The organism is Acinetobacter sp. Li1LvA2, assembly GCF_056156705.1.
On record NZ_JBSICF010000003.1, the window covers coordinates 342,550 to 360,274 of the forward strand.

19 protein-coding genes are annotated in these 17,725 nt (G+C 38.5%); 12 read left to right on the forward strand and 7 right to left on the reverse strand.

Going from position 1 to position 17,725, the window contains the following annotated elements; translation table 11 throughout:
- Positions 1 to 29 precede the first annotated feature (29 nt).
- Positions 30 to 974 carry a glutathione synthase gene (gene gshB, locus ACS604_RS08915; protein ID WP_151767064.1) on the reverse strand — a complete coding sequence of 315 codons (945 nt, stop codon included), beginning with the start codon at positions 972 to 974 and terminating at the stop codon, positions 30 to 32.
- Positions 975 to 1,134: 160 nt separating this feature from the next.
- Here gshB and ACS604_RS08920 point away from each other — a divergent pair, with 160 nt between their 5' ends.
- The 3 genes from ACS604_RS08920 to ACS604_RS08930 all read left to right on the forward strand — a co-directional run bounded on the left by ACS604_RS08920 (position 1,135) and on the right by ACS604_RS08930 (position 4,382).
- Entirely contained in the window at positions 1,135 to 1,347 is a 213-nt protein-coding gene (locus ACS604_RS08920) for a DUF1737 domain-containing protein (protein WP_002122004.1), read from the forward strand.
- Positions 1,348 to 1,576: 229 nt separating this feature from the next.
- Positions 1,577 to 3,766 (forward strand): TonB-dependent receptor, encoded by a 2,190-nt coding sequence (locus tag ACS604_RS08925; RefSeq protein WP_474771308.1) that lies wholly within the window; start codon positions 1,577 to 1,579, stop codon positions 3,764 to 3,766.
- Positions 3,767 to 3,914: 148 nt separating this feature from the next.
- Positions 3,915 to 4,382, forward strand: a complete 468-nt coding sequence (locus ACS604_RS08930) for a surface-adhesin E family protein (RefSeq protein WP_443270495.1) — start codon at positions 3,915 to 3,917, stop codon at positions 4,380 to 4,382.
- A 50-nt stretch (positions 4,383 to 4,432) separates the two neighbouring features.
- On the opposite strand, the gene pyrE is transcribed toward ACS604_RS08930, so the two are convergent.
- Complete coding sequence (gene pyrE / locus ACS604_RS08935) at positions 4,433 to 5,083, reverse strand: orotate phosphoribosyltransferase (protein WP_005300604.1); 651 nt, start codon at positions 5,081 to 5,083, stop codon at positions 4,433 to 4,435.
- Between the two features lie 38 nt (positions 5,084 to 5,121).
- Here pyrE and ACS604_RS08940 point away from each other — a divergent pair, with 38 nt between their 5' ends.
- Positions 5,122 to 5,946, forward strand: a complete 825-nt coding sequence (locus ACS604_RS08940; RefSeq protein ID WP_004790082.1) for an exodeoxyribonuclease III — start codon at positions 5,122 to 5,124, stop codon at positions 5,944 to 5,946.
- Between the two features lie 455 nt (positions 5,947 to 6,401).
- Positions 6,402 to 6,752, forward strand: a complete 351-nt coding sequence (locus ACS604_RS08945; RefSeq protein WP_443270498.1) for an arsenate reductase — start codon at positions 6,402 to 6,404, stop codon at positions 6,750 to 6,752.
- Between the two features lie 38 nt (positions 6,753 to 6,790).
- Here ACS604_RS08945 and ACS604_RS08950 read toward each other — a convergent pair whose 3' ends face one another.
- Positions 6,791 to 7,228 carry a DUF2147 domain-containing protein gene (locus tag ACS604_RS08950; RefSeq protein ID WP_002121971.1) on the reverse strand — a complete coding sequence of 146 codons (438 nt, stop codon included), beginning with the start codon at positions 7,226 to 7,228 and terminating at the stop codon, positions 6,791 to 6,793.
- 152 nt (positions 7,229 to 7,380) lie between these two features.
- Between ACS604_RS08950 and ACS604_RS08955 the strand changes: the two genes are divergently transcribed.
- The gene (locus ACS604_RS08955) at positions 7,381 to 8,292 is read left to right on the forward strand and encodes an alpha/beta hydrolase (protein WP_013196589.1); all 912 of its coding nucleotides are present in this window, start codon (positions 7,381 to 7,383) and stop codon (positions 8,290 to 8,292) included.
- A gap of 174 nt (positions 8,293 to 8,466) precedes the next feature.
- Complete coding sequence (locus ACS604_RS08960; RefSeq protein ID WP_474771310.1) at positions 8,467 to 9,660, forward strand: GGDEF domain-containing protein; 1,194 nt, start codon at positions 8,467 to 8,469, stop codon at positions 9,658 to 9,660.
- Here ACS604_RS08960 and dsbD read toward each other — a convergent pair.
- The 4 genes from dsbD to ACS604_RS08980 form a co-directional block, all read right to left on the reverse strand.
- Positions 9,655 to 11,481 carry a protein-disulfide reductase DsbD gene (gene dsbD, locus ACS604_RS08965; protein WP_474771312.1) on the reverse strand — a complete coding sequence of 609 codons (1,827 nt, stop codon included), beginning with the start codon at positions 11,479 to 11,481 and terminating at the stop codon, positions 9,655 to 9,657. The genes ACS604_RS08960 and dsbD overlap by 6 nt on opposite strands.
- An 18-nt stretch (positions 11,482 to 11,499) precedes the next feature.
- Positions 11,500 to 12,267 carry a transporter gene (locus ACS604_RS08970; RefSeq protein WP_312821287.1) on the reverse strand — a complete coding sequence of 256 codons (768 nt, stop codon included), beginning with the start codon at positions 12,265 to 12,267 and terminating at the stop codon, positions 11,500 to 11,502.
- A 12-nt stretch (positions 12,268 to 12,279) separates the two neighbouring features.
- Positions 12,280 to 12,825: an ankyrin repeat domain-containing protein gene (locus ACS604_RS08975; protein ID WP_004790092.1), complete on the reverse strand. Its 546-nt coding sequence runs from the start codon at positions 12,823 to 12,825 to the stop codon at positions 12,280 to 12,282.
- Positions 12,826 to 12,979: 154 nt separating this feature from the next.
- On the reverse strand, positions 12,980 to 13,330 hold the full coding sequence (locus ACS604_RS08980) for an HPF/RaiA family ribosome-associated protein (protein ID WP_004640014.1): 351 nt from the start codon (positions 13,328 to 13,330) through the stop codon (positions 12,980 to 12,982).
- Positions 13,331 to 13,582: 252 nt separating this feature from the next.
- Here ACS604_RS08980 and puuE point away from each other — a divergent pair, with 252 nt between their 5' ends.
- From puuE to ACS604_RS09005, 5 genes are all read left to right on the forward strand, one after another.
- Entirely contained in the window at positions 13,583 to 14,548 is a 966-nt protein-coding gene (gene puuE, locus ACS604_RS08985) for an allantoinase PuuE (protein ID WP_474771314.1), read from the forward strand.
- A 100-nt stretch (positions 14,549 to 14,648) separates the two neighbouring features.
- Positions 14,649 to 15,152, forward strand: a complete 504-nt coding sequence (gene uraD, locus ACS604_RS08990; RefSeq protein WP_004790094.1) for a 2-oxo-4-hydroxy-4-carboxy-5-ureidoimidazoline decarboxylase — start codon at positions 14,649 to 14,651, stop codon at positions 15,150 to 15,152.
- Positions 15,149 to 15,472 (forward strand): hydroxyisourate hydrolase, encoded by a 324-nt coding sequence (gene uraH, locus ACS604_RS08995; protein WP_151963755.1) that lies wholly within the window; start codon positions 15,149 to 15,151, stop codon positions 15,470 to 15,472. Before uraD ends, uraH begins: the two co-directional genes overlap by 4 nt.
- Positions 15,473 to 15,496: 24 nt before the next feature.
- On the forward strand, positions 15,497 to 16,864 hold the full coding sequence (locus tag ACS604_RS09000; RefSeq protein ID WP_474771316.1) for a nucleobase:cation symporter-2 family protein: 1,368 nt from the start codon (positions 15,497 to 15,499) through the stop codon (positions 16,862 to 16,864).
- A gap of 120 nt (positions 16,865 to 16,984) precedes the next feature.
- Positions 16,985 to 17,710, forward strand: a complete 726-nt coding sequence (locus ACS604_RS09005) for an ion channel protein Tsx (RefSeq protein ID WP_474771318.1) — start codon at positions 16,985 to 16,987, stop codon at positions 17,708 to 17,710.
- The last annotated feature ends 15 nt before the right edge of the window (positions 17,711 to 17,725 follow it).

A 17,725-nucleotide genomic window follows, 5' to 3' on the forward strand; every position in this document is an offset into this window, starting at 1 on the left:
TACCGCGGAAAACCACCTGAAATAACTAATTAAGCTGAACGACCAGCTTCTAATACATCAAATAGATCATCTGCAATTGATGTACCAAATTGAGCATCAATTTCACGAATACAGGTTGGGCTAGTGACATTAATTTCAGTAACATAATTACCAATTACATCTAAGCCTACAAAAATCAAACCTTTTTCGCGTAAGAAAGGGCCAATTTTAGCTGCAATCAGCTTATCGTTTTCAGTAAGCGGACGCGCTTGGCCTAAACCACCTGCCGCCAAGTTACCGCGCACTTCACCATTTTGTGGAATACGGGCTAGACAGTAAGGAATAGGTTCGCCATTCACCATTAAAATACGCTTATCCCCTTCTACAATTTCAGGAATATAGCGCTGAGCCATAATTGGACGGTTACCTAGCTCTGTCAGCATTTCTAAGGTAGAACCAATGTTTACACCATCTTGGTATAAACGGAAAATCCCCATACCGCCCATACCATCAAGCGGCTTAACAATCACATCACCATGTTCTTTAATAAATTCACGAATTAAACTTTGCTGTGATGTCACAAGTGTAGGTACTTGTAGCTCTGGAAATTGCGTTGCAAAAAGTTTTTCGTTGCAATCACGCAATGATTGAGGCTTATTAATAATCCATGAACCTTCACGCTCAGCTTGCTCAAGCACGTAAGTCGTGTAGACAAAATTCATGTCAAATGGCGGATCTTTACGCATGAGTACTACATCATAAGCTGCGATAGATTCTTTTTTCTTTTCGCCAAGCTCATAGTAATGATTGTAATCTTCAAAGACTTTTAACGGTGAAATTAGACCGTAAGCCTTACCTTGATCGATATATAAATCTTGCTGTAATGCATAACCTAATTCATGTCCACGACGGCTCGCCGCCCACAACATTGCCATGGTTGAATCCTTTTTAAGGTTTACGGTTTCAATCGGATCCATGACGACAAGTACACGCATGCTCAAGCTCTTCTTAAAATTTAAATTAACATGAGTATAGCTGAGATTTTTCACTGGTTTTTCTTAATTTCAGTAAAACCTTATCTGTTATTTCTTGATCTGGAATTTAAGTAAATTCAGTTAAACTATGAGCATAAAATATTATTTTTAAAGGCTAAACATGAAACTTTATCGCTATTTAACTGGTCCTGATGACTCTGCTTTTTGTGCAAGAGTGACTAAAGCACTGAATCATGGTTGGGAATTATATGAAGCGCCAACCATGACCTTTAATGGCACGCATGTCATTGTTGGACAAGCAATTTGCAAAACAATTGACGAGAATTATGATCCAGAAATGGATATTTTAGATGTTCTGAAAAATAACGCTTAAACCCAAGGAGGAGTTTTTACTGGTAAAAGCCCCTCTACAAGACTCAATTAACAAGAAAAACTAATGAGTTAATTCACATAGTTTGCTTAATTTACTCATTACATTCCTAAAAAATAGTTATTAAAAAATAAATATGTCATTTTTTAAGGTAATAGTTCTTTTATTCTAAACAATTAAATGATTATAATTATCATTTATACTTTTATTTTTGTTAATTGATTTTATTTTTATGTTAAGAATTTCTATATCATCTCCCCAAATTAAGCGTCTTTTCCCGCTGAGCTTACTCAGTTTAACGATCCTGAATATTCAAGGTGCTTACGCAGAGGAAGCGACTGATTCAGCCGCAAAAGTTGCAGCGACCATGCCCACCATAAAAATTGAGGCCATGAGTGAACTAGATCCAATTAAAAGTTATATCGACTATGACAAGGCCAATGTCACACGCAATGGTTTAGACAAAAAAGATATTCCTCAAACCGTCGATACGATTGATGTTCAGAAATATAAAATTTATGGATCAAATGATTTAAGCGTTATGCTACAAGGCACCCCAGGCGTATCAACCAGTTATGATATGCGCGGTGATGGGATCACGATTCGTGGTTTTGGTGCCGATACAGGTGATATTTACCGCGATGGCATACGTGAAAGTGGACAAGTACGTCGTAGTACAGCCAATATTGAACGTATTGAAATTTTAAAAGGCCCCGCTTCTGTTTTATATGGTCGTAGTGCTGGTGGCGGGGTTGTGAATATGGTGAGTAAGTTCGCCAATTTTGACTCTAAAAGTTCAGTTGGTGCGTACGCAGGTTCTTACGACAACTACGGAACAACCGCTGACATCAACCAAGTTATTAATGACAATTTAGCAATACGTTTAACGGGAGAATATGGCGAGACAGGCAGCTTCCGCTCTGGTATTGAAAATAAGATTGAAATGTTTTCACCAAGTTTCACTTATAAAAATGACGATGGAACACTCACTTGGACCACGCAATATACTTATGACAAATTAGGTCGTATACCTGATCGCGGACCATCACATGACATTCTGCCTGCGGGAACTTCAATTAAAATGGGATTTGCCCAAGACGGCGATTATGTTGATGATATTTTGCAAGTGGTCCGTACCGATATGAATTATCAATATGCGCCTGATTGGAACTTTCACTGGGCGGCAAGTTACCGACAAGCAGAACAGAACTTTGACCACTTTTATTTTGGAACTTATTGTGGGTTAGATGGAAACGACCTAAAAGGTAAAGAATGCAACACTAAAAAAGGCTACATCAATCAAATTTACTACTGGCAACAAACCAGCAATAAAACCACCACCAATACATTTGATATTAAGGGCAAGTTCAAAACAGGTTCGCTTGAACATCAAATCATGATGGGTACAGACTGGACTTATGAACAACGAGAACCACGCTTAGCAAATGAAGCTCAGAATGGTTCTATTTACGGCTACGTTAATCCATTCACAGGCGAACGTGAATATAGCCGTGGCAATGGCCCATTAAAGATGAGACAGCATAACTATAATGAAGGCACAACTTACGGCGTATTTATTCAAGATTTAATTGGTCTAAATGACCAACTTAAACTCATGATGGGTGTGCGCTACGATTACTTTGACTTTTCAACCACCAACAAGCTGACTAAAGAACACCGTAATGTAAAAGATGGCAGCTTTAGCCCAAATGTTGGTTTGGTATGGCAACCACTTCCTGAACATAGCTTTTATACGTCTTACTCTAAGAGCTTTGCACCGTTTGGTGGACAAATGGGTGTTAACCAAGTTACTGGAAGCACCGATGTCACAAAAATGGATAAAGAACCTCAATATAACGAGCAATACGAAGTTGGGGTAAAAAGTGAATGGTTAGATAATCGTTTAAATACTCAATTTTCTGTCTTTGATATTCGTAAGAATAATATCCGCTATAAACCAAATCCTAATGAGCAACCAGAAGTATGGGCAACTGCGGGTCAGCATCAATCTCGTGGTCTTGAATTTAGCTTTATTGGCCGCGTACTTGATAATGTCTTTGTTCGAGGTGGTTATGGCTACACAGATGCAAAAGTAAAAGAAGATAAACAGAAGCCTGAACAAGAAGGTAACTATTTAGCAAATACATCTAAAAACACGGGTAATTTATTTGTTCGTTATTTACCAACTGAACAGTGGTATACCGAAGTGGGCGTAACCTATGTAGGTTCGTATTATCCAAATATTAATAATCAAGTCAAAATGGAAGACTTCAACCGTATTGATGCAGCGATTGGCTATAGTGCAGACCCATGGAATGTCACACTTGCAGTGAATAACTTAACCAATAAAGAATATTGGCGCTCAGACAGCATGCCAGGCACACCACGTAATGTGTTATTGCGTTTGAATTATCAGTTCTAAGTAAATATTAAAAAGGCATACCCCTATTTGGAGGTATGCCTTTTTATTTTTAAATAGTAAAAAAGACAAAATTTTTATCTTCAATAAATAAAATATTTAATTTTTAGATTATACTCTTCTCACTAAACATACCAATTAAATCAACAATATGAATAAACAGTTTATTTTAACTTTTTTATTATTTTTTTTATCGCTATCAACAGAAGCAAAAATCATTACTCTTTCAATTGATACATATCAAGACTTATCAAAACAACAGCAAAATAGTATTAAAGACAACCTCAATAAAGGATGGATCAGTTATGCTAGAGATGATACAAGAATTCATTATTTGAGTTATCAACTAATTAAATCTATTTCAGATTCCGTCGTAATAGCTCCAGTTAAAACTGCACCAGTCAATCTAGGAAATTTAAATTCTTTAGAGTTATGGCAATTTGACTGCAAAAATAAAAAAATGATGTTGTTGTCAGAAGCGACTTATTCAATTACGAATTCTGAAATATTTTCAATACAAGAAGTAGAATTTCCAAAAGAAGTGCCCGCTATTCCGAACTCTATTGCAAATAGAATTCTAGAAATGGCATGTGTTCTGAACTACATAAAAAATCATTAGCCATAAAAGGAAGGAGAGTTCAAGTACTCCTTCCTTTTATATTATGGAAATTAAATACCGTATTTCTCACGATACGCTTGCATATTTGCTAGTGCTTCTTTTTCGCCTTTGGCTTCCAAATAATCCATCAAATCTTTCATGGTAATTAGGGCGTGCACAGGAATTTCTAATTCTTTTTGAACTTCTTGAATTGCTGAAAGCTCACCTTGACCACGTTCTTGACGATCTAATGCCACCAAAACACCCGCAATAGTTGCACCAGCGTTTTTCAAGATCGTTACAACTTCACGAATCGCTGTACCTGCAGTAATCACGTCATCAATAATCCAGACTTTTTTACCTTCAACCGCAGCACCAACTAATACGCCGCCTTCACCATGATCTTTCGCTTCTTTACGGTTAAAGCCCCATGGCACACTTTTGTTATGTACTTGCGACAAAGCAACAGCAGTCGCCGCTACAAAAGGAATACCTTTGTAAGCTGGGCCAAAAATCACATCAACATTTTGGCATTGTGTTAATTTATCAGCATAGCCTTGCGCTAAAAGAGATAAAGCTTCACCATCATTGAGTAGGCCCGCATTAAAAAAATAAGGACTCACGCGTCCAGATTTTAAAGTAAACTCACCAAATTTAAGCACACCGCGTGATAATGCGAGTTCGATAAATGCTTGCGGGTGAAATGACACAGGCGTTGTCATGAGGTGCTCCAAATTCACAATTGAGGTTAAATTTTCGCATGATACCAAAGGATCAGTATCCAAGTGATGTAAAAATTCTTCGAGTCGTTTCTATTAACGTAAATGGCTTACGTTCTTCAGTAACGAAAGGCTTACTTGAATGGTTAGAACAATCAGATGCCGATGTCGTATGCATGCAGGAAAGCCGCATTACCCATGAACAATGGACTGAAAAATTTAGACCCGAAGGATGGCATACCCATCTCTTTCCAGCAGAGCGTGCAGGTTATGCGGGGACTGCAATATATAGCCGCCTACCCTTCGTCTCTGTTAAAGATGGTTTAGGGTTTGAACTAGCTGACAGTCAAGGCCGCTTTATTTCTGCGGAATTCGATTTAGGTTTGTCACATCCGGTACATATTGCCTCATTATACTTACCTTCAGGCTCAAGTGGTGAAGAAGCGCAAGCACGTAAAGATTTATTTTTAGGTGAATACGCAAAAATCTTGAAACAATGGCGTGATGAAAATAAGTCAGTCATCATTTGTGGTGACTACAACATTGTTCATAAACGTATTGATATTAAAAACTGGTCGGGTAACCAAAAATCATCTGGTTGTTTACCCCATGAGCGTGCATGGCTTGACCATATTTACGATGAACTTGGCTATGTTGATACATTCCGTATCGTTCGCCCAGAAGCAGAACTTTATTCATGGTGGTCAAATCGCGGCCAAGCTCGTGCAAAAAATGTAGGGTGGCGTATTGACTATCATGCATGCTCACCAGACTGGAAAGCACGCACAACCAACGCTTGGGTCTTTAAAGATCAATGGTTTAGCGATCATGCACCAGTAATTATCGACTATAAAATTCAAGAGTAAGTGAACGAGTGTTCACTTGCATTGTCGTTTTCGCTTACAGCATATGTCGTTTTTGAGTATTTTTCTTACACAGCTTTAACGGCATTATAGCCCCACGGCACAAGGACGCAGTCAGGATGACGCAAAAGGATAGGACGCCGTAGGAAGATAAAATAAACTTATGATAAGTTTATTTGCAAGGATGTGACATTGGACGTTGAAATGAGACCCGCATGATCAGGATGATTAAATGCGGGTTTTCTCTTTTTTAGTCTCTTATTTTTTGCGCTAAGTTCTTTTAGTTTTAACTTCTTCTTATTAAGCTCATTATTACCTTGTCTTATGACAATAACATGACATTTCTTTTTCGATTAATCATTAATTTTCATTTGTTTTAAAAGTATGGGTATAAAGTAGTGCTTAAAAGCTTTTTGGGTTAGGCTGTGTGCTCTCTCTTTTTGACATGGTCCGATAAAATGTTAAAAATTTATGGAATTAAAAACTGTAATTCAATGAAAAAAGCATTTGATGCTTTGCAAGCCAAAGGGCTGAGCTACGATTTTCATGATTATAAAAAACAAGGCATTGACGCAGATACTCTAAAGATCTGGTTAAAAGAAATTGGCCAAGATACAGTTCTCAATAAAAAAGGCACGACTTGGCGTAAGCTTTCAGAAGAAGAACAAAATCGTGCTTTAAGCAGTGAAAATCACCTTATTGAGGCACTTATTGCTCAACCTAGTTTAATTAAAAGACCTGTTTTACAAACCTCACAAGGTTTCATTGTAGGTTTTGATGAATCTACCTATCAAAACATCCAAGCATAAAAAAACGAGCCATACGGCTCGTTTTTTTATTAAAACTTTTAGTTAGCGCGAATCCATGTTTGGTTACGACCAAGTGCAGAAACGCCAATATAACCACGTAGTTTAAGCTTTTTACCGCCATCGGTTAACTCACCTTTCAGTTTGTAAGTTTTACCAGATTTTGGGTCTAAAATCGTACCGTTTTCATAACTGTTACCACCTACATTTTTTAAATTATGTACAATGGTGACACCTTTAAGTGGTTTGTTTTTATACGGACCTTCACATTTTGTACAAGCGTTTTCTTCGCCCGGTGTCAAAATGTTTTGAATGGTTGCAGTTAAGGTTCCGTCCTTCTGTTCCGTAAATTTCACTACGGCTTTTGGCTTGTTGGTCTGATCATCAATCGTTTTCCATACCGTTCCATTGAGTGAATCAGCCGCATTGGCAAATGCAGCCATACCAATGAGTCCTAAAGCTAAAGCAATCTTTTTCATTTTTGTAATATCCTTGGGTCTTTCAAGATTTTTAGTATTCAGAAGTCGCAAAGATATTGCAATTTTTGAATGTGACTGTTTCGTGTAACCTTGTAATCTTGCAAAATAAAATTTACAAGAAAACAAGAAACTAGCATAAAAATGGATGCTCTATGAATATATCAAATGTTTGGAAATATTATTTTACAGAAACTTTTCTTAAAACAACAATTCGCAAGCCAAGTCAGCTAAATTTGCCGGCTACCGCCTTACGTCCCGTTCTAGATCAGATGTGTCGTGCTTTCCCACGACAAAAAAATGTTTCTGTACGCCCAATTCGGTTAGCAGGCATTAAAGGTGAAGAAATCAAACCACAAGATTCTGCCACTCAACTGATTTTTCACATTCACGGCGGCGCTTTTTTTCTTGGCAGTGTCAAAACACACCATGCTTTCATGACGGATTTAGCTGCCCGTACTCAAATGCAGATTATTCATGTGGACTATCCACTTGCACCAGAGCATCCTTATCCTGAGGCAACTGAAGCTTTATATGACATCTATCAATCTTTAGTGGTACAAGGTGTTCAGCCTAAAGATATTATTTTGTCAGGTGATTCATGCGGAGCAAATTTAGCGCTAGCACTTTGCTTACGTTTAAAAGAACAACCTGAGCTCATGCCAAGTGGCCTGATTTTGCTATCTCCATTTTTGGATTTAACACTCACGAGTGAATCTCTCAGATTTAATAAGAAACATGATGCCTTACTATCTATTGAAGCGCTGCAAACAGGAACTCAGTACTATATAGGCAATCATATTGCAGCTGATGATCCACGTGTTTCGCCTATTTTCGATGACTTGCATGGTCTACCGCCTACTTTGGTTCAAGTAGGTTCTAAAGAAATATTATTAGACGATGCCAAGCGTTTTAGAGAAAAAGCTGAAGATGCTGGCGTTAAAGTTCAATTCAAACTTTATACAGGCATGTGGCATAACTTCCAGATGTTTAATGCATGGTTTGATGAGGCAAAACAAGCATTGGCAGATATTGCTGAATTTGCTCACGAACTTGATAAAACTTAATTTATCTATAAATGATGTGGAGAGTGAACAAAACTTTTCGCATCATCTTCTTTATAAAAAGTCATCATCTATAAAATGAAAATCATGGTATGTTTAAAATATAAATTATTTAAACAATCCAATTTTAGGATGGTCTAACAAAGAGGCATCTATATTTAGGAGCCCTTACATATTATGAAAAGTCGTTTAATCACTCATCCCATACATAGAATAAAACAGGTGATAATCGATTTCATTCACCATAATCACATCATTAACTGGACGCCCCTACAAAAAAGCGCACTGATGCTGACACTTGCCGGTGCAATGAATTTCAGTTGGATTTTATGGAAAGGCTATATTTTAATTACACCAAGTGTCTGGCAATGGACTCATTTACCTTTGGTTGAATCACAGATTTGGCTTAATTTATTTACCTTATTTTTATTAATTATTTTAATTATTCCCTGTTATCGCTACAAAAATGATGAATGGGCTCAAAGAATTATTCCTTTCATTAGCGTTCAGTTCTTTGCACTCATGCTATGTCACGATGGATATTTAATTGGCAGTATTAGCCCGGCCACTATGGTCGGTTATGTCGGCACTATTGGTGTCGGTCTGGTGTTATTCGACCGAAAAATCGTTTATAGCGCCCTTGTACCTGCAACAATTATTTTAACGGTATGTACATATTTAGGCATGATAGGTACTTTGCCTTATGCCCCTCTATTTAATTTTGATGCCATGGACCATGCCCAAACCAATTCATTTTGGTTGGGAAGTATGGCTTTTTTTATTATGCCGATCTTATTGGCTTGTTTTATTTTATTTGAAATATTACTTACACAATGGCGTCAGCGGGAAACCTACATTCAACGTTTAAGTCAAATTGATCCATTAACTAATGTATTAAATAGGCGTAGTTTAAATACGTATTTAGAGTCCTTACATCAACAGCAATTTGATTATGCAGTGGTACTTCTTGATATCGACCATTTTAAAAAAATTAATGATATATATGGGCATCACCAGGGTGATCAAGTCTTAATTGAAATTGCTCAATGTCTTTCTGAGAACTTGCGCAACGAGGATATTATTGGACGTTTTGGTGGAGAGGAATTTATTTTATTACTCCCCCACACCGATATTATTCAAGCAGAGAAAATTGCTGAGCGTTGTCGTCTTGCTCTGCAAGAACTACCCGTTTGTAGCGCTCAAAACAATCCTATTCATATTAGTGCAAGTTTTGGAATCAGCAGTTCAGCTTTTGCAGAAGATCCTTATCTTGTTATTCGACAGGCTGACCAAGCACTTTACGCTGTAAAAGCTTCAGGACGTAATCAGGTACGTACATTTCATCAGAATGAAGCTGCTAATACACTATGATTCTTTTAGTTTTGCCAAACTCGCAAGTTGCTGCAAAAGCTCTTGCTGACTAAAAGCACCAGTTAAACGTAAAGCACGAATCTCTTTTTGCTCTGGGCTTAAAAATAAATAGGTTGGTGGTCCTAAAATATTCCATTGTTTGAGTAACGCTTCATGCGACTGATCATAGTGACTCAAATCAAGCTTAATTAAATAATAAGGTGCGAGAGCAGACTGAACCTCAGGTGCTTTTAAAATACGGTGCTCAATCGGTTGGCAAGCAACACACCAATCTGCATATACATCAACCACAATAGCCCGATCAGTAGGCGCTGCTGCTAAAATCTTTTGGAAGTCTGCCGCGCTAGTCGCAACATGCCACTCGGCCATATGGTCAGAACTTTGCAAAGTTCGATTTTGAATATGTTGATATTGGTTATAGGCTACAAAAGGGGTAACGATTAATAATAAGATCGCATAGAGCCACTGTAGCTGCCCTTTTTTCCAGAAAAACTGATAAACCGCATAGGCTATAAAAGCGAGGCCTAGTACTAAACTAAGTACTTGCATACCCCAATCTGGCAATAAAGGACGAATAAAGTAGAGGCTTAAACCCAACATCAGAAAAGCAAAAATCACTTTAATCTGATGCATCCAGTCGCCCGCTTTAGGCAAAAATTTTGCCCCTAAAATACTTGCCAACAGTAGCGGAATTCCCATTCCAAAACCTAGGCAAAATAAAAGCAAGGCACCTTGCCATTGGTTTTGTGTTTGAGAAATAAATAATAAAGTTCCAGCGAGAGGTGCAGTCATACAAGGGCCGACCAAGAGTGCAGAAACCACACCCATGACTCCAGCACCGACTAAAGTGCCGCCTTGTTGCATTGACTGAATACGGTCAAGTCGGTTTAACCATGTTTGCGGTAAACGAATTTCAAACAAGCCAAATAGGTTCAGAGCAAATACGATAAACAACAAACTAAAAGCAATTAAAGTCGCAGGCTGTTGTAACCAGCGCTGGAAATTTAAGCCTGCTGAAGAAGCAATTAAACCCAAGCCTGCATAGACCAATGCCATGCTACACACAAAAGTAAGTGCAATGGTCCAAGCCTTTAAACCTTTATGTTCTCGAATAATCAGCGAAGTTAAAATAGGCAACATCGGTAAAGAACATGGTGTAAATGCGAGCAACATACCTAAACCGAGAAATAATAAAATCCCATACCAAAGTGAGTGCTCAATTAACTTAGCTGACCAGATCTGATCTTGCGCAATTTGTGGCGTGGCTGGATCAATTACTGCCCCTGTGCCCTGCTCTTTTTCTAAAAGTTTTGAATCTGAGGAAGTGTCGGATTGAGTATTTGCCAAATCGAGCAATCGTTTTGGTGCTGTTCCTGCTTGGTTTTGTACACCGACCAAGCCATCTGCATCAGTTTGAAATTCAATAGTTTGTGGCGGATAACAAATACGATCTTTGGCACAGCCCTGCCAAGTCACACTATAGTGCTCTGAAGTTTTTGTTTTAATTTTGAAATTAACTTGATGGTAGTAAACCTGACTTTGCCCATAATTTTCATCATATTGGGCAATTGCTTTAGGTAACTTTAAAGCTAAAGGTTGAGTACCTTGTTGTACGGTAAATTTGTGCTGATAAAGATAATAATTGGGCTGAATCTGCCAAGATAAACTCGCAGTATGCGGCTCAGAAGATTCAACCGAAAATGTAAAAGCTTGTTCGGGCGAGAGCAGCTTATCTTGTGCGGAAACCAACTGGCTAAACACACAAACAGCAACGGTTAGAAAATAAAGAATTCCCTGATGAATAAGCTTTTTCATTAACATAAATTTAAATTGCTTCGATTAGAACAAGAACGCCACGCCTAAGCCACCATTATAGCTCTTGTCTTGACCCTCTAAATCAACCCCGATACTTGCGTCAAGCTGAGTACGATTATTTACAGCGTAGACTAAGCCTGTACCTAAACCGTATTCATAGTCTTGGCTTTCAGCTTTACGGTAAATGAATTCAGAATATCCAGAAAGTTTACCGGCAATCTTATAATTGATTGCTGGAATTGCAGTCACAGCCCAGTCACTATTTTGCACTTCGTAACGCATAGTAATTGAGGTATCAATCAAGTCATTATATTTATAAGCCACTGCTGAGCTTAGGCTATAAATATCATCATGCGCAGTAAATTCATCATTACCCGTTGCAATGAGAGCTTGAGCTAACACAGCCATTGATAAGTTTTCATCATCTAGATCAATTGCTTTTTTCAAACCGATGCTTACATCACCAAAGCCTGAATTGTCAGTTTTTTTACCAGCACGTTTGGTTTGAGTCCATGCTGGACCTTGCCAACCTAATTGTAATTCTAAGCCATCAGCTAAACCTGTACGGAATAGCATATCTTCATTTACAGTTACGGTCTTTTCTTTAACACCATCGACAGTCGACTCTGTATAAGTCGCGCTAGGTAAACCTTGTTCCCAAGCTAACTTACCCACTGGTGTAATACCTGTTCCGAAGCCTGCTCCAGGACGGTCAAAGGAAAATTCTGCTGCGAAAGTACTTCCAGCAGCAACAGTTGTAAGGGCAAAAGTTAAAATTTGTACTATTTTCATTTTAATGTCCAATCAAGTAGTTAATTCTTTTGTCATTTTAGCCCCATGACGGCGCAATAATTCTAATGTTTCACGCTCTTCTTCAAGTGATTCTGACCAATCTATTTCATCAAAATCACAATCAAAGAACAACTGACTGATTGAAGATAAAACGGTGAGTCCTTCTTCATCACGTGAGTTTGGATCAACTTTTTCATCGAGTAAACGTTGAACAGCTGGAGCGCATGCCGAGCTTGCTGCATCCCATAATGGACCATAAAACTCTTCTGCATCCCAAAGGTGTACATTGGCTTTGGCTTGAATTAGGGCTTCAAGAATATCGAGATAAACTTGTAACGCTTGTTGCTTCTCTTCTTTTGATAATGGTGTACCTGCTTCATAAGCTTCCGATACATTTTCCCACCATTTAAAAATTCCGTCACAGATAATTGATACAGGTGGCCCTTGCTCTGGATCAATAAAGTTCGGATCAAGTCCGTCAGCAAGTAATTTCTGCACTTGCGCGAGTTCTAATTCTTCTATGGCTTTAATTAAAGCTTGCTGCTGGGTGGTTAACATGACCATCTCTCAAAAATATATTAGGGCTATTATGCCTAATCTCTTCTCCAGATTTTAGAGGTTGATTGCATCGCATTGCAAACCTAATGTTGTGAATAGTTTTATTTTCATCAAATATAAAAAAAAGCCCCGAAGGGCTTTTTAGTATTTTCAATTAAACTTCATCATCAATGAATTCTGGTTGCCCACCTCTCGGGTGTTCTTTTTTCTCAAAGGTATGTTCGAGGCTACGTTTTAATTTTTCAATCGCGCCATGAATTGAAGCGTCAATATTTCCTGCTTTATGGTGCACTGCAACTGGTTTCAAACCTGAAGGACGTGCTTCAATCATACAGTGGATATCTTTGTCACCACTTTTGTCCCCATTTTCATCACTAAAATGAACCGAGAAATGTGTAATACGTTCGCTATGACGTTGGAATTCTTGAGTAAGTTCTGCACGTACATAAGTAATTAAACGTTCACTATTATGGATGTTTTTATCTGTGCGGATTTCAATATTCATAAATACCATCCTCTCTTTCTTACTGTGGATCTTTTCTATGCAAAACTTTTTTATGTTGGCATGTTTTAAGCATGCATGAACTGACTTCAATTGTACATTTTGATGGTGTAATGGTTTGTTATCTCCTGTCTTAAACGTACTGCTTTTAATTAATTTTGAAGATCTCCATATCTTCAATATCAGTCCATCTATAAAAATATGCAAGCTGATTTTTTAAATTTTTATGAAAAATTGAACAAAAGGAGAGCAATCGTGTCCAAATCTTATCTATCTGGAGCAGAGCTTATTGAGCAAATCCAGAAGTCTCCTTATTCACGTGATTTAATCGGATATCACGGGCAACCGCCACAAGTTAAATGGCCTAATAATGCCAAGATTGCTGTGCAATTTGTTCTTAATTATGAAGAAGGTGGCGAAAAACATATTGAGCACGGCGATGAAGGCTCAGAACAGTTTTTATCGGAGATTATTGGCGCTGCAAGTTACCCAGCGAAACATATGTCGATGGACTCGATGTACGAATATGGTTCACGTGCTGGTTTTTGGCGCATTCATAATGAATTCCAAAAGCGCAAACTTCCAATGACTATTTTTGGAGTTGCCATGGCACTTGTCCGCAATCCTTATATTGTGGAGGCGATTAAGCAAGCTAATTATGATGTGGTTTCTCATGGTTACCGTTGGCTTCACTATCAAGATACTGATATTGAGTTAGAAAAACAGCATATAGAACAAGCTTTATCTGTTTTAGAAAACTTGTTTGGAAATAAAGTGATCGGTTGGTACACCGGACGTGATAGCCCTAATACACGTCAATTACTTGCAGAATTCCCACAAATTCAATACGACTCTGATTATTATGGCGATGATCTGCCTTTTTGGACGACGCTCACCAATGCTGCGGGTGCGGCACGCCCTCATCTGATTATTCCGTATACTTTGGAATGTAACGATATGAAATTCTGCTCACCGGGTGGATTTAATAGTTCAGAACAATTTTTTCAATATTTAAAAGATAGTTTTGATGTGCTGTATGCAGAGGGAGAAAATGCACCAAAAATGATGTCGGTTGGAATGCATTGCCGTATTTTAGGGCGCCCAGGTCGTTTTAAAGCACTACAAAAGTTTCTCGACTATATTCAAATGCACGATCGAGTCTGGATATGTAGTCGTCAAGACATTGCTGAACATTGGTATAAAAATCACATAACTAAATAATTGATTTTTTAATTTTCCAAATTCATAAGCCAATCATGAACGCCTCTTGGCACTGTTATTGCTAAAACTCTATATCACGACAACGAGTTTAGGAATAACAGTGTTTTTAGCCGAGTTTAATCAAGCCCCACCCGAACAACTTAAAACTTTGTTAAAAAACTGTGTCCACATTCCAGCATGGGCCGAGAAAATCACTTCAAGACGTCCCTATTCATCAAAAGCATCTCTTTTAGAGCATGCAGAAAATTTAAGTCAAATGTGGTCATGGCAAGACATTGAAACTGCTTTAGCAACCCACCCAAAAATTGGTGAACGACAAGCAAAAAAACAACTCAATGCAAAAGAGCAACATTTTTCAAATCAGGAACAAGCTGGCATTTCTTTAGATGAACAAACGCAACAAGCGCTGATACAAGGCAACCTTGATTATGAACAAAAGTTTGGCTTTATTTTTCTAATTAAAGCAGCGGGCCTCAGTAGCGATGAGATTTTAAAAAAGCTACGCGAACGTTTACAACATGACTTAGCTATCGAAAAAGTAATTGTACATGAGCAACTCTCAGCGATTGCTCTATTACGTCTATCTCAGGAAATACAAGCATGATCAGCACTCATATTTTAGATACGAATTTAGGCAAACCAGCTGCACACGTAGAAGTGAAGTTGTTTCATGCAGAAACCCACGAGCTGATTGCAACCGCAACCACTAATTCAGACGGTCGAGTGGCTGATTTTGGAATAACAGACTTTGCAAAAGGTGCTTATCAACTTGAATTTGAAATTGCACCTTATTTTTCATCTCAGCAAATTAAAACTTTTTTCCCACGTGTTTGTATTCAGTTTTTTGTAGAAGACGTCAATCAGCATTATCACATTCCATTACTGATCAGCCCGTTTGCTTACTCCACTTATCGCGGTAGTTAATTCAAATATAAATAGGAGAAAAATATGAATCATCAGCAAAAAAATGCGATTTCTCCAGAGCATGAATATTTAGGAATTTCCAAAAGTTTTGCTTACGGCTTACAGCATGTGCTGACCATGTATGGTGGCATTGTAGCCCCGCCACTTATTATTGGAACTGCTGCAGGTTTAAGCTCGGCACAAGTCGGAATGCTCATTGCTGCAGCACTATTTGTCGGGGGATTGGCAACACTGATTCAGACCATTGGCACCAAATATTTAGGCGCAAAATTACCTCTGGTTCAGGGTGTATCTTTCGCAGGTGTTGCAACTATGGTTGCCATTATCACCACTGGTGGCGGCTTACCTGCTGTCTACGGTGCGGTGATTGTCGCATCTCTGATTGGACTATGCCTTGCGCCTTACTTCTCAAAAATTATTCGGTTTTTCCCACCCGTTGTGACTGGATGCGTCATCACGATTATTGGGCTATCTCTGTTACCCGTTGCGATTCGCTGGACGATGGGTGGCAACAACAAAGCACCTGACTGGGGTAGCGTAGAAAATATCTCTTTAGCCTTACTGACCTTAGGCATTGTGATTGTTCTAAATATGCTGCCGCAAGCAAGCATCCGACGCTTATCAATCTTGTTGGCTATTGTTGCTGGTACCACCCTCGCCTACTTTATGGGTTTTGGTGATTTTACTCAGGTGAGTTCAGGCGCATGGCTGCAATTTCCACACTTATTTGCATTCGGTTTACCGACTTTCGAGCTCAGTGCAATTTTATCGATGCTAATCGTTACCTTAGTAATTATGACGGAAACCACAGCCGATATTATTGCTGTCGGAGACATTGTAGGAACTGAAGTCGATTCAAAACGTATCGCCAATGGTGTTCGTGCAGATATGTTCTCAAGTGCTTTTGCACCTATCTTTGGTTCTTTCATGCAAAGCGCTTTTGCCCAAAATGTTGGACTGGTTGCCATTACAGGTATCAAAAGCCGCTTTGTCGTGGCAGCAGGTGGTGTCATTCTGATTATTTTAGGTCTACTACCTATTATGGGTCGTTTGATTGCAGCGATTCCAATGCCCGTACTTGGTGGTGCAGGTTTGGTCTTGTTTGGGTCGGTTGCAGCGAGTGGAATTCGCACTTTGGCAAAAATAGATTATAACGATCAGAAAAATTTAATTATTGTCGCAACCGCTTTATCAGCTGGGATGATCCCAATTATTAACCATGAGTTTTATGCTCATTTCCCAGTTTGGGTACAAACTTTGTTCCATTCGGGCATTAGTTCAACTTGTATCTTTGCTATCTTGTTGAATTTATTATTTAATCATTTACCTTCATTTCGTAGCTCGCGCACCCCACATTTAAGCCAAACAATAAACACAAGAAATACTCATTAAAGATTTAGTCTTTAGCGCCCCACTTCGGTGGGCTTTTTTTAACCGTTGATCAAATTTGGCTTCATTTTTGCTTAAGACCCTGTATCCTTAGCGTGCTTTATTTGGGGGGAGATCATTTAAATGCAATTAAAGCAACTTGCGGCGACTTGTGCCTTGTTATCTGCAACTGCCATGGTTCAGGCAAAACCAATCTGGCAAGATTTTAGTGTGACTGGACTTTATGGTGAGAACTATGAAGTTGTAGATGACAAAGAAACCACGATTACTTTGGAATATGCAGCGAAAGTTAAATACGCTGATGTGTTTTTCTTCATGGACCACATGCGTGGTGAAGACGATCATAAAAGTACATATTTTGAGTTATCACCACGTTTAAGCTTAGGCGAAGTGTCTGGTAAAAAACTGGCGTATGGTCCGATCAAAGATGTACTTATTAGTACTACTTGGGAAGGTAATAGAGAAAACGGTAACAACTTCAACAATTTCTTGTATGGTTTTGCAGTTGACTTAAATATCCCATATTTCCAATATGCAAATTTAAACTTCTACCGTGCGGATAATGACAAGACCGACGACGATTATCAAATGACATTCGTTTACGGCATTCCATTAAAATTAGGATCTGAAGATTTCTTGGTAGATGGTTTCCTTGACTGGTCAACTGCTGAAGGCGACCATGCCAGCGAGTTGAACTGGACAACTCAGTGGAAATGGAATGTAGGTAAACACATTTCTCCTGATACACGTCTATACCTCGGTATTGAGCACTCTGTATGGAATAATAAATTTGGTCTACAAGGCCGAGACGAAAATAACGTCAGCGCATTGGTTAAATACCACTTCTAAAATTATGATTTAGAA

Coding starts and splice junctions, on each gene's coding strand:
- ACS604_RS08960 (WP_474771310.1), top strand. CDS start 8,467: ATGAAAAGTCGTTTAATCACTCATCCCATACATAGAATAAAACAGGTG.
- dsbD (WP_474771312.1), bottom strand. CDS start 11,481: ATGTTAATGAAAAAGCTTATTCATCAGGGAATTCTTTATTTTCTAACC.
- gshB (WP_151767064.1), bottom strand. CDS start 974: ATGCGTGTACTTGTCGTCATGGATCCGATTGAAACCGTAAACCTTAAA.
- ACS604_RS09000 (WP_474771316.1), top strand. CDS start 15,497: ATGAATCATCAGCAAAAAAATGCGATTTCTCCAGAGCATGAATATTTA.
- ACS604_RS08980 (WP_004640014.1), bottom strand. CDS start 13,330: ATGAATATTGAAATCCGCACAGATAAAAACATCCATAATAGTGAACGT.
- ACS604_RS08930 (WP_443270495.1), top strand. CDS start 3,915: ATGAATAAACAGTTTATTTTAACTTTTTTATTATTTTTTTTATCGCTA.
- ACS604_RS08970 (WP_312821287.1), bottom strand. CDS start 12,267: ATGAAAATAGTACAAATTTTAACTTTTGCCCTTACAACTGTTGCTGCT.
- ACS604_RS08925 (WP_474771308.1), top strand. CDS start 1,577: ATGTTAAGAATTTCTATATCATCTCCCCAAATTAAGCGTCTTTTCCCG.
- ACS604_RS08955 (WP_013196589.1), top strand. CDS start 7,381: ATGAATATATCAAATGTTTGGAAATATTATTTTACAGAAACTTTTCTT.
- ACS604_RS08940 (WP_004790082.1), top strand. CDS start 5,122: ATGATACCAAAGGATCAGTATCCAAGTGATGTAAAAATTCTTCGAGTC.
- ACS604_RS08945 (WP_443270498.1), top strand. CDS start 6,402: ATGTTAAAAATTTATGGAATTAAAAACTGTAATTCAATGAAAAAAGCA.
- ACS604_RS08975 (WP_004790092.1), bottom strand. CDS start 12,825: ATGTTAACCACCCAGCAGCAAGCTTTAATTAAAGCCATAGAAGAATTA.
- ACS604_RS08950 (WP_002121971.1), bottom strand. CDS start 7,228: ATGAAAAAGATTGCTTTAGCTTTAGGACTCATTGGTATGGCTGCATTT.
- pyrE (WP_005300604.1), bottom strand. CDS start 5,083: ATGACAACGCCTGTGTCATTTCACCCGCAAGCATTTATCGAACTCGCA.
- uraH (WP_151963755.1), top strand. CDS start 15,149: ATGATCAGCACTCATATTTTAGATACGAATTTAGGCAAACCAGCTGCA.
- ACS604_RS08920 (WP_002122004.1), top strand. CDS start 1,135: ATGAAACTTTATCGCTATTTAACTGGTCCTGATGACTCTGCTTTTTGT.
- ACS604_RS09005 (WP_474771318.1), top strand. CDS start 16,985: ATGCAATTAAAGCAACTTGCGGCGACTTGTGCCTTGTTATCTGCAACT.